General features: G+C 29.3%; 8 protein-coding genes. All 8 read left to right on the forward strand.

Going from position 1 to position 11,206, the window contains the following annotated elements; translation table 11 throughout:
- Nucleotides 1-10 precede the first annotated feature (10 nt).
- On the forward strand, nucleotides 11-1,030 hold the full coding sequence (rseP, locus tag ACEXNK_RS08475; protein ID WP_373598079.1) for an RIP metalloprotease RseP: 1,020 nt from the start codon (nucleotides 11-13) through the stop codon (nucleotides 1,028-1,030).
- A 32-nt stretch (nucleotides 1,031-1,062) separates the two neighbouring features.
- On the forward strand, nucleotides 1,063-2,124 hold the full coding sequence (ispG, locus tag ACEXNK_RS08480; RefSeq protein WP_373598078.1) for a flavodoxin-dependent (E)-4-hydroxy-3-methylbut-2-enyl-diphosphate synthase: 1,062 nt from the start codon (nucleotides 1,063-1,065) through the stop codon (nucleotides 2,122-2,124).
- Nucleotides 2,125-2,284: 160 nt separating this feature from the next.
- Nucleotides 2,285-4,219, forward strand: a complete 1,935-nt coding sequence (locus ACEXNK_RS08485) for a [FeFe] hydrogenase, group A (RefSeq protein WP_373598077.1) — start codon at nucleotides 2,285-2,287, stop codon at nucleotides 4,217-4,219.
- Between the two features lie 73 nt (nucleotides 4,220-4,292).
- On the forward strand, nucleotides 4,293-4,874 hold the full coding sequence (locus ACEXNK_RS08490) for a hypothetical protein (protein WP_373598076.1): 582 nt from the start codon (nucleotides 4,293-4,295) through the stop codon (nucleotides 4,872-4,874).
- 23 nt (nucleotides 4,875-4,897) lie between these two features.
- A complete protein-coding gene (locus tag ACEXNK_RS08495) occupies nucleotides 4,898-5,515 on the forward strand; it encodes a hypothetical protein (protein ID WP_373598075.1) in 618 nt (205 codons plus the stop codon).
- Nucleotides 5,516-5,970: 455 nt separating this feature from the next.
- The gene (locus ACEXNK_RS08500) at nucleotides 5,971-7,713 is read left to right on the forward strand and encodes a HAMP domain-containing methyl-accepting chemotaxis protein (RefSeq protein WP_373598074.1); all 1,743 of its coding nucleotides are present in this window, start codon (nucleotides 5,971-5,973) and stop codon (nucleotides 7,711-7,713) included.
- A gap of 88 nt (nucleotides 7,714-7,801) precedes the next feature.
- Nucleotides 7,802-9,976, forward strand: coding sequence for a chemotaxis protein CheW (locus tag ACEXNK_RS08505; RefSeq protein WP_373598073.1), 2,175 nt, complete (start codon nucleotides 7,802-7,804; stop codon nucleotides 9,974-9,976).
- A 61-nt stretch (nucleotides 9,977-10,037) separates the two neighbouring features.
- Nucleotides 10,038-11,117 (forward strand): protein-glutamate methylesterase/protein-glutamine glutaminase, encoded by a 1,080-nt coding sequence (locus tag ACEXNK_RS08510; RefSeq protein WP_373598072.1) that lies wholly within the window; start codon nucleotides 10,038-10,040, stop codon nucleotides 11,115-11,117.
- Nucleotides 11,118-11,206 lie beyond the last annotated feature (89 nt).

Genomic DNA, 11,206 nt, shown 5'->3' on the forward strand with positions numbered 1-11,206 from the left:
TGGTGAAAGAATGAATATAATTACTATATTAGTGGCTATTTTAGCTTTTGGAGTGATAGTATTTATTCATGAATTAGGACATTTCTTGTTTGCAAAGAAGGCAGGTGTTAGAATTCATGAATTTGCTATAGGTATGGGACCTAAGATATATAGCTTTAAAAAAGGGGAAACTATGTATAGCATAAGATTATTACCTCTTGGGGGATATGTTGCTATGGAGGGGGAAGATAGCGACTCAAAAGATCCAAGAGCATTTGGAAATAAAAGTATATTACAAAGAGCAAGTATACTATTTGCAGGACCATTTTTTAATATAATACTAACGGTTATAATTTTAATTCCTGTATTCATGTACATTGGAACTCCGAGTACTACACTAAGAGATGTAATAGATAACAGTGTAGCTCAAAAGGCTGGAATACAGGCGGGAGATACTGTGACTGAAATAAACGGACATGAGGTAAATTCATGGAAAGAGCTAAGTGAGGGGATTCAAGACTCTGAAGGAAAAGAACTTAATTTAACTATAGACAGAGACGGTAAAGAGAAAGATGTAAAAGTTACACCTGAATTTAAAGATGGCAACTATTTAATTGGAATATATCCTAAAAATGAAAGAGATATATTAGGATCATTTGGAAATGCAATAAAAGCAACAATAAGTATGATAGCTGGAATGATAACATTTATAGGCCAATTAATAACAGGGAATCTTCCTGGAGGAATAGGTGAGTCAGTAGCAGGACCAGTGGGCGTTATAAGCATTGTTGCAGATGCTACAAAGGCAGGAATAGTAAATGTGTTATACTTAGCTGCAGTAATAAGTTTAAATTTAGGAGTATTAAATTTATTACCTATACCAGCACTTGACGGTGGAAGATTATTTTTCTTATTTATAGAATTTTTAAGAGGTGGTAAGAAAATTGATCCTGAAAAAGAAGGTATGGTAAATCTTATTGGATTTGCAGCGTTAATGTTATTTATGCTATTTGTAACATATAAAGACATAGCTAGATTAGTAGGTATGTAGCGTAAGTTGGACTAGAAAGTGAAGGTGAGATAATGAGTTACGAAAGAAGATTAAGTAAAGAGGTTAGTGTAGGAAGTCTTAAAATAGGAGGCAATAACCCTATATCTATACAATCTATGACTAATACAGACACAAGAGATGCAAAGGCAACTATAGCACAAATAAAAAAACTTGAAGAAGTAGGTTGTGATGTAGTTAGAGTTGCAGTACCTGATATGGAAGCTGCTAAAAACATAGGTGAAATAAAAAGTAATGTAAATATACCTGTAATAGCTGATATACATTTTGATTATAGATTAGCATTAGAAGCAATAGACCAAGGCGTAGATGGAGTAAGAATAAATCCAGGTAACATTGGTAATATAGATAGAGTAAAAATGGTAGTAAATAAGTGTAAAGAAAATAATCTGAAAATAAGAATAGGTGTAAATGGTGGATCTTTAGAAAAAGATTTATTAGAAAAATATGGATCTGCAACAGCAGAAGCTTTAGTCGAAAGTGCACTTAGACATGTTAAAATACTTGAGGATTTAGAATTTTACAATATAGTTATATCTCTTAAATCTTCAGATATCTATAAAACTATAGATGCATATGAACTTATATCTAAAAAAGTAGATTATCCTTTACATATAGGAATAACAGAATCAGGTAGTGTAAAAAAAGGAACTATAAAGTCATCTATAGGAGTAGGGGCTTTATTACTTAAAGGGATAGGTGATACAATAAGAATATCTCTTACAGGAGACCCAACTGAAGAAGTTATAGTTGGTAAAGAAATATTAAGAAGCCTAGATTTACTAAATGATAAGATAAAGGTAGTATCTTGTCCTACATGTGGAAGATGTAATATAGATCTTATAAGTGTGGTAAATGAGGTTGAAGATAAAATAAGCAAAATTGACAAAGACATAACTGTGGCTATAATGGGATGTGCAGTTAATGGACCAGGAGAGGCAAAAGAAGCTGATATTGGTATAGCTGGAGGTAAAGGTGAAGGCTTATTATTCAAAAAAGGCGAAATAGTAAGAAAGATAAAAGGTGATAATTTAGTAGAAGAGTTATTATCTGAAATCGATAAATATAGCAACTAAAATAAAACTGTTGAGTTAAGATTCTGAATCTTAACTTAGCAGTTTTATTTTTTTTTCAATGGGTATGAGTTTTATAGAGACTAATTAAGAATAGTATTTTAATTAATGGAAAAATTAATTAGTAGTTTATATGACAATTTATAATGAGGGGTGTAAATTCATGTGTAATAAAAAGCCAACTATAATACAAAGTTCATTAGGATCGGTATTTTCAGTTTTTAGTGAAGAAGAGTTAGAAAAAATAACTGATAGTAGTAAAAGGATTATTGCTATTTCTGGTAAAGTTAATAATCCTGGAATAATAGAGATTCCTGAAAAAGCTACACTTAGAGATATTATACAACTTTCTGGAGGAATTATAAAAAACAGCGGTTTTAAAGCTGCTCAACTAGGGATTCCATTTGGTGGTTTTTTAACAGAAGATAGTTTAGATAAGGAATTAGATTTTGATTTATTCGGAGAAGATTATAGTAGAACTATAATAATACTTTCTCAAGAAGATTGTATTGTTCAATATGCTAAATTCTACATAGATTTCTTATTAGGTAAGATAAAAGAAGAAAAATATAAACCGTATAGTAAAGTAAAAGATGAAATACTTCAGATGTGGAAAATTCTAGATAGAATAAGTAAAGGTAGATCTAATATGAGAGATGTATTCATATTAAGAGAACTTGCTAGGACGGTAAAAACTACTTTAAATCAAAAGCATAATATTATGCAAGAAATAATAGATACATTCTATGGAGAAATAGAAGAACATATTGAAGATGAAAAATGTTATACAGCTCAGTGTAATAACCTTGTAAAGTTAACTATAACAACAAAGTGTATAGGATGTGGAGCATGTAAAAGAGTTTGTCCTGTTGATTGTATTTCAGGAGAAAGAAAAGAACAACATTATATAGATTACAATAGATGTACACATTGTGGTCAGTGTATAGCTAGTTGTCCTGTTGATGCTATAACTGCAGGAGATAATACACTTAAATTTTTAAGAGATTTAGGAACTCCTAATAAAGTAGTTATAACACAAATGGCACCTGCAATAAGAGTAGCTATAGGTGAAGCTTTTGGATTCGAGCCAGGAGTTAATGTAGAGAAAAAAATAGCATCAGCTCTTAGGAAGTTAGGTGTTGACTATGTATTTGACACTACTTGGGCAGCGGATTTAACTATAATGGAAGAAGCTGCAGAATTACAAGAAAGATTAGAAAAACACTTAGCTGGAGATGAAGATGTTAAATTACCAATACTTACATCTTGCTGTCCTGCATGGGTTAAGTTTATAGAACAAAATTATGGCGATATGCTAGATGTTCCATCAAGTGCAAAATCTCCTATGCAGATGTTTGCAACTGTGGCAAAAGATTTATGGGCAAGAGAAAAAGGTCTTACAAGAGATCAAATAACCTCTGTAGCTATAATGCCATGTATAGCTAAAAAATATGAAGCCTCAAGACATGAATTTTCAAGAGGGCTAAATTATGATGTAGATTACGTTGTAACAACTAGGGAACTTATAAAAATATTTGAAGACTCAGGAATAAACTTAAATGAGATAGAAGATAGCGAAATAGATCAAGTTTTAGGTGAGTATACAGGAGCTGGTATAATATTTGGAAGAACTGGTGGGGTTATAGAGGCTGCAACTAGAACTGCAATAGAAAATATGACTGGTCAAAAAATAAAAAATGTAGAATTTGAAGCTTTAAGAGGATGGGATTCGTTTAGATCTTGTGATTTAGAAGTAGAAGGATTAAAGCTTAGAATAGGTGTTGCATATGGATTAAAAGAAGCAGGTAAAATGCTTGATAAAATAAGATCAGGAGAAGAATTCTATCATGCTATAGAAATTATGGCGTGTACAGGTGGATGCGTAGGCGGAGGTGGACAACCTAAAGCTAGAAAAAGAGTGGAGACTATAGAAAAAAGAGCAGAAGGTCTAAATAATATAGACAGATCTTTAGAACTTAGAAAGTCTAATGAAAACCCAGCTGTTCAAGCTATATATGATAAATACTTAGGTCATCCTTTAAGTCATAAAGCTCATGAACTTTTACACACTAAGTATTTTGTAAAAGTCAAAAAATAAAAATATTATTTCATAAATAAAAAGTCTTTTTATAGACATAATAAGTGTGTAGGCTGTTGGAAGGAGTAAATATATGAATAGTATTAAAATATTATCAATTATTTTACTTATTGGCATTGGTAATATTTTATTTACAGGATGTAATATTTACAACAGAAATGAAAAAGATTTTAATGATGTAGGTACAAAGCAAGAGATACTAAATATATACGAATATAATGACAAATTTACTAATTCATATAAAAAATATATTGATCCAATATATAAAGAACAATATGATAGTATAGGTGTATTTTTATTAAATCAAGGGGACAAGACTAATTATGATTATGCAACAGAATATAAAGATTTGTTAGAAATAATAAAAAGAAATTTAATTAAGTTTAAAGATAATATGAATAATTTGGTAACTGAAGATATAAAACTAACTAAGTTAAATAATGAATTAGTTGAAAAAAATATAAACTTAATTAAAGGAATACAACTAGAGATTGATAATATTGTTAATATACCTGTAGATAAATACTCAATACCAAAAGCTAAGTTTATAGAGTTCTTAGAATCTAGTATAAGTGTTTCAAAGGAAGTTGAAAATGAATTTAAAACTTCTATAAAAGATATAAGAACCTATTTAGACATAGAGTTAAATAAATAATTAAGTTAATTTGGAGGTATTATATGAAAGGATCGAAGTTATTATTATTAGCATTAATAGGTGTACTTACATTAGGTGTAATAGGATGTGATAAAATTATGCCAGAAAAAACTGATGAAAATAAAACTACAGAATCTACACCTGAAACAAAGGATAATAGATATGGAAACATGACTATGGATAATTATAGAGATGAATTTGGTAAGATATATCAAAGCAATATAGCTAGATTAGAAAATTATAATGGTTATGGTAAAATATTAGTAGATGAGCCTACTAAAGATTATCCAGGTAATGAAAAGTATTTAGAAGGTTTAAAGAAAGCATATAAAGATAGTGAAGTAAAATTACAAGAGTTTGTTGATTCATTAAAAAATTTCAGTACAGATGATCAAAAGTTAAAAGAAATGAATGATAAATTAATAGCTCAAAGTGAAAAAGTTATAGCTGAATTAAAAGATAGAAGTAAAAAATTAGAAAATGTTCCTCAAGATTTAATGCAAAAATCAGAGGTTGAATTTAGAAAAGGATTAAATGATTTATTAAAAATAGATGAAGGAACAAAATCTGATTTTGATAAATTGATACAAGATGCAAAAGACTTTTTAGGAATCGATAATAATAAAACTGAAAATAAATAAATAAAAGAGTATACACAAATATTTGTGTATACTCTTTTATTTATTTATAATAACTTGCAATATCAAGAAAGAGGTAAAGTATGGAATTAATAAAATAAAAAATAAAAAATAAAATAAAATATAAAGTATATAAATATTTATCCGTATAAAAAATGAAGTAAACCACTTGTATCATTAAAATAATTGAATGTTCAATTATTTATATTACATCAACAATATAAAAAAATAAAAATGATAAATATTAATGTTTTTTTAGAGAATATGGTAGATTGCAATGATAGTTAGTATAGAAGTAAAATATACAAAGTTTAAGTATATAAAAACGGGAGAGTTGTAAAATTATAAATCTAATTAATTATGTAACGGGAGAAATTTAGATTTATTATTTTATATATAAAAATCTTATTGTATGATGTAGAAAATTATAACAAGCAAAATTATATGGAGGAACGTGTATGAAAAATTTAAAAATAGGTAGAAAGCTAAGTATTTCTTTTGTTGTATTATTATTAATTACAACATGTGCAAACTTCTATGCTATATCTAAGCTAAAACAATCAGAAAATTTAAGTAATGAGCTATTTAATAGACCATATCAACAAACTACTAAAACGATGGAGATACGTAGAGATTTAGTTTCTGTTGGAAGAAATATGGGAAATATGATATTTAGAGAAGATCACCAAAAATATAAAAGTGTAGTCGATGAAGAATTTAATCATATATATAAACTTATTGATGAAATTAATAGTAACTTTGGTGGAGACAAAGCATTTATAGAAAATCTTAAATCAGATATACAAAATTTACAGAATGAATGTAATAATGTATATAATGTTTTAGGAACTGAAGGCGGAGCTGCAAAAGCAGCAGAGATAACAAGAGAAAACACACCTTACTACAATGCGTATAATGAGTGTGTTGATGCATCAGTAGAGCTTAATAAAGTAGCGGATGATAGAGGAAATGATTTCCATAATCAAATACAAAAAACTTCTTCAGGTGCTATAGTTGCTTCAGTTACATTAAGTTTAGTAGCGATAGCAGCTGGGATAGCAATATGCATATACATAACAAAGAGCTTGAAAAAACCTGTTGAAGAAATAGAAGAAGCTGCAAATAAAATGGCTGTTGGAGATTTTGATATAGAAATTGAATATGAATCAAAAGATGAATTAGGGTCTTTATCAGAAAGTATGCGTAAAATGAGTAACAATACTAAAGAAATAATAGATGATACAGTTAGAGTATTAGAAGGAGTTGCAAGTGGCGATTTTGATGTGGATACTCAAGTTGAATACATAGGAGTATTTAGAAACATTGAAGAATCAGTAAAGAAAATAACTAATGATTTAAGTGAAACTATGTCACAAATTAATGTGGCTTCAGAAGAAGTTGGAGCAGCATCTGAGCAAGTATCAAGTGGTTCACAAATGTTAGCACAAGGTGCAACTGAGCAAGCTAGTGCAATACAAGAATTATCTGCAACTATAATGGAAATATCAGATAAAATTAAGGATACTGCAGAGAACTCTAAAAAAGCAAATGCTTTAACATTAAATTCAGCTCGTCAAGTTAAAGAAGGTAATGACCAGATGAAACAAATGGTAAAAGCTATGGAAGAGATTTCATTCACATCTAATGAAATAGGAAGAATAATAAAAACAATAGATGATATAGCTTTCCAAACAAATATATTAGCATTAAATGCGGCAGTAGAAGCTGCTAGAGCAGGAGAAGCTGGTAAAGGATTTGCAGTAGTAGCAGATGAAGTAAGAAACTTAGCAGCTAAATCAGCAGAAGCTGCAAAAAATACAGCTACATTAATTGAAAACTCAATAGAAGCAGTTAACAAGGGAACTGAGATTGTAGATAATACAGCTGAGTCGCTTCAAAAAATAATAAATACAACTAATAGAACTACTGCATTAGTTGATGCAATAGCTAAAGCATCTGAAGAAGAAGCAAGTGCAATAACTCAAGTTACACTAGGAGTAGAACAAATTTCAGATGTAGTACAAACAAACTCAGCAACATCAGAAGAAAGTGCTGCAGCAAGTGAAGAGCTAAGCGGACAAGCACAAATGTTAAAATCACTTATAGAGAACTTCAAATTAAAAGACATAAATACTTCTCGTAAACATATAAACTTCAATGAAGATGGAGCAAATTATTTCGGAATGAATGAATTTGAATAATAAATATAATATGTTATGATTTCAAAAATGGAAGCTTTTATGGCTTCCATTTTTAAATATATATTTAGATTATAAAAGGAGGAAAAATATGAGCGGAATGGATTCTTTAAATGAATTTTATGTACAAGAAAATATGCAATTATTAGAACAATTAGAAGAAATTCTACTAGGGGGTCAGTCAGAAAGTGGAAAATTAGGACAATCAGAAATTGAAGAAATTTTCCGTGCAATGCATACTATCAAGGGATCTTCAGCTATGATGGGATATGATAGTTTGACAAAGCTTACACATAGTATAGAAGATGTTTTTGATGAAATAAGAAATGGTAGAGAATTATCTGTTGATAAATGGGAAGAACTAGTGGATGTTGTGTTAGCTAGTATTGATTTTCTTAAGGAAGAAATATTAAAAGTTCAAGATGGATTATTACCTGATGCTAGTATAGATGAATTACATGACAGAGTTTCTAGCTTACTTAGTGAAAATGAAGAAAAAGAAGAGAATGAGATATTAAGCATAGAATTGCCTGAAGATACTAGTGAAATCAATGTAAAAGCAGATGGAGAAAATTGCTTTTGTGTAAAAGTATTCTTTGAAGATGGATGTGGTATGGAAGGTATAAGAGCATTTGGAGTTGTGGCTATGGTAGAAGGAATATGCTCTTTTAAGAAAACTATACCTGAAGATCTAGATGGAGATTGTGATGAATTAATAAGCAAAGAAGGCTTTACTTTATATATAAAAACAAAAGAAGATATAGATGCTGTAAAACAATGTGTATGTGAAACAATGTTTTTAAAAGATTTTGAAGTAAATGAAGTAACAGACAAAGGTGAATTAGAACAATTTTTTGGAATTATAAGCTCAAATGAAGAAAGTAAAAAAATAGAGTCAAATGAAGAAAGTATAGATGATAGTAAAAACGTTATAGAAAATGAAGAAGTAGCTATAACAAATGAAGAAAATAAAACTGTAGAAACTAAGATTGAAGAAAAAGTAGAAAATGATACTACAGCTAAAAACAGTCAATCTAAAAATAATAATAAAGTTCAAACAAATACTTCAAAAGAAGAAAATAATCAATCTCATAATCATAATAAAAATAGTTATTTAACTGTAAATATAAGCAAAATAGATACATTAATGAATTTAGTTGGAGAAATTGTAACTACTGAATCTATGGTAGAAAAACAGTCTCAATTAGAAAATTTTGATGCGGATAACTTTGAAAAACAAGCAAGAAGATTACATCAATTAACTAATGAATTACAAGATGTAGTAATGTCTATTCGTATGGTACCTATTTCATCAACTTTTACAAAGATGCAAAGAGTTGTAAGAGATATGAGTAGAAAAACTGGTAAATCAGTAGACTTAAAATTAATAGGTGAGCAAACTGAAGTAGACAAAAACATTTTAGAAAATATTTCAGATCCACTTATGCATATGATAAGAAATAGTATGGACCATGGAATAGAAACTCCAGAGGAACGTAAACAAACTACAAAACCAGAAAAAGCAACAGTTACATTAGAAGCAAAGAATACTGGTGGAGATGTAGTAATAGTAATAAAAGACGATGGTAGAGGATTAAATAAAGAAGCTATCGTGAAAAAGGCAATAGAAAAAGGAATAACTAATAAAAGTATAGATGAAATAAGTGATAAAGAAGCATACAACTTTATACTAGCTCCAGGGTTCTCAACTAAAGAGGCGGTAAGTGAATACTCTGGAAGAGGAGTTGGTATGGATGTTGTTTATACAAATATACGAAAATTAAGAGGATCTATAACTATAGATAGTGAGCTAGGAAAAGGAACAATGTTTATACTTAGAATACCACTAACATTAGCTATAGTAGATGGAATGAAAGTTAAAATTGGAAATGAAATATATATAATACCTTCGTTAAATATAAAAGAAGTATTTAGACAAGGGTCTTATGAAATAGTTAAAAATCCAAATGGAGAAGAACACAGTATAATAAGAGGAAATTGCTACAAAATTTGTAGGTTATCTAATGTTTTAGGATTAGATAGTAAACAATCAGATGAAGGCGTTATGATTTTAGTTGAATCTGAAATGGGTAATGTATGTATTATTGTAGATAGCATTATAGGACAACAACAGGCAGTAATTAAACCTGTACCTCCATTATTAACACAATTTGAAAAAGTTCATTCTTACATATCAGGGTGTTCAATTTTAGAAGATGGAACTATTAGTTTAATATTTGATGTGAATGCCATAATAAGCAGATAAACTTAAAAAATAAATTAGAAAAATTAAAAGAAACATATATATCCAAGAGGAGAGATAGTCTATGGACAATAAAAAAATAAAAGTGCTAGTTGTAGATGATTCAGCATTATTTAGAAGAATTATAACTAAGTATCTTCAAGAAGATGCAGAGTTAGAAGTTGTTGCAACAGCTAAAGATCCATATGATGCTAGAGATAAAATAATACAATTTAGACCAGATGTAATGACACTAGATGTAGAAATGCCGGGAATGAATGGTATTGAATTTTTAAAGATAGTAATGGCACAGTGTCCAATTCCAACTATAGTTATTAGTGGTGCAGATGATAGATGTTTTGAAGCTATAAATGCAGGAGCTGTAGGGTTTGTTGAAAAACCAGATTCAAGAACAATGAATGAGTTTGCCATTGATTTAGCTTGTAAAATTAAAGAGGCATCTGTGGCTAAGTTAGATAAGAAAAAATACTCTAAGAACACAACAACTTCACAAAGTGAAACTATAGTCAATAAAAGACAAGTATTTGAAAATACAAAAATAATTAGAAATGATAAAGACTTAATTGCTATTGGGGCATCTATGGGTGGTGTTGAAGCTGTAGCAAAAGTATTAAAACAGTTGCCACTAGGACTACCTGGAATTGTGGTAACTCAACATATGCCACCTGTATTTACACAAAGATATGCAGAACGTTTGAATAGAGAGTGTACAATTACAGTAAAAGAAGGTAAAGACGGGGATGAAATCTTAAGTGGACATGCATATATAGCTCCAGGTGGGTTACAAATGGGAGTTGTAAAGAAAAAAAATAAATATGTATTAGAAATTAAAGAGGGCAAAAAAGTTAGTGGACATTGTCCATCAGTAGATTATTTATTTGAGTCTGTTGCAAATGTAGTTAAGGAAAATGCAATAGGAGTAATACTAACAGGAATGGGATCTGATGGAGCTAGAGGTTTACTAAATATAAAAGAATCAGGTGGATTTACTATTGGACAAAACAAGCAATCTTGTGTTGTTTATGGAATGCCAATGGCAGCTAAAAATATAGGAGCCGTTTTAAAAGAAAGTTCTTTAGAAATGATTCCAAATGTAGTATTAAATCAATTAAAGATAAGACAATCAACAGTGAAATCTAAATAATAGATAGAAAGCAGGTACATATGAAATTTGAATGTGATAAATTAAATGTATTTAGAGAAATTAGCAATATAGGATCAGGAAATGCATCA

Source organism: Paraclostridium bifermentans, from assembly GCF_964259345.1.
Classification (GTDB): Bacteria; Bacillota; Clostridia; order Peptostreptococcales; family Peptostreptococcaceae; genus Paraclostridium; species Paraclostridium bifermentans_B.

Bases quoted from the DNA above. Each gene is read 5' to 3' on its own strand.
- rseP (WP_373598079.1), top strand. From the start codon at position 11: ATGAATATAATTACTATATTAGTGGCTATTTTAGCTTTTGGAGTGATA.
- ispG (WP_373598078.1), top strand. From the start codon at position 1,063: ATGAGTTACGAAAGAAGATTAAGTAAAGAGGTTAGTGTAGGAAGTCTT.
- ACEXNK_RS08485 (WP_373598077.1), top strand. From the start codon at position 2,285: ATGTGTAATAAAAAGCCAACTATAATACAAAGTTCATTAGGATCGGTA.
- ACEXNK_RS08490 (WP_373598076.1), top strand. From the start codon at position 4,293: ATGAATAGTATTAAAATATTATCAATTATTTTACTTATTGGCATTGGT.
- ACEXNK_RS08495 (WP_373598075.1), top strand. From the start codon at position 4,898: ATGAAAGGATCGAAGTTATTATTATTAGCATTAATAGGTGTACTTACA.
- ACEXNK_RS08500 (WP_373598074.1), top strand. From the start codon at position 5,971: ATGAAAAATTTAAAAATAGGTAGAAAGCTAAGTATTTCTTTTGTTGTA.
- ACEXNK_RS08505 (WP_373598073.1), top strand. From the start codon at position 7,802: ATGAGCGGAATGGATTCTTTAAATGAATTTTATGTACAAGAAAATATG.
- ACEXNK_RS08510 (WP_373598072.1), top strand. From the start codon at position 10,038: ATGGACAATAAAAAAATAAAAGTGCTAGTTGTAGATGATTCAGCATTA.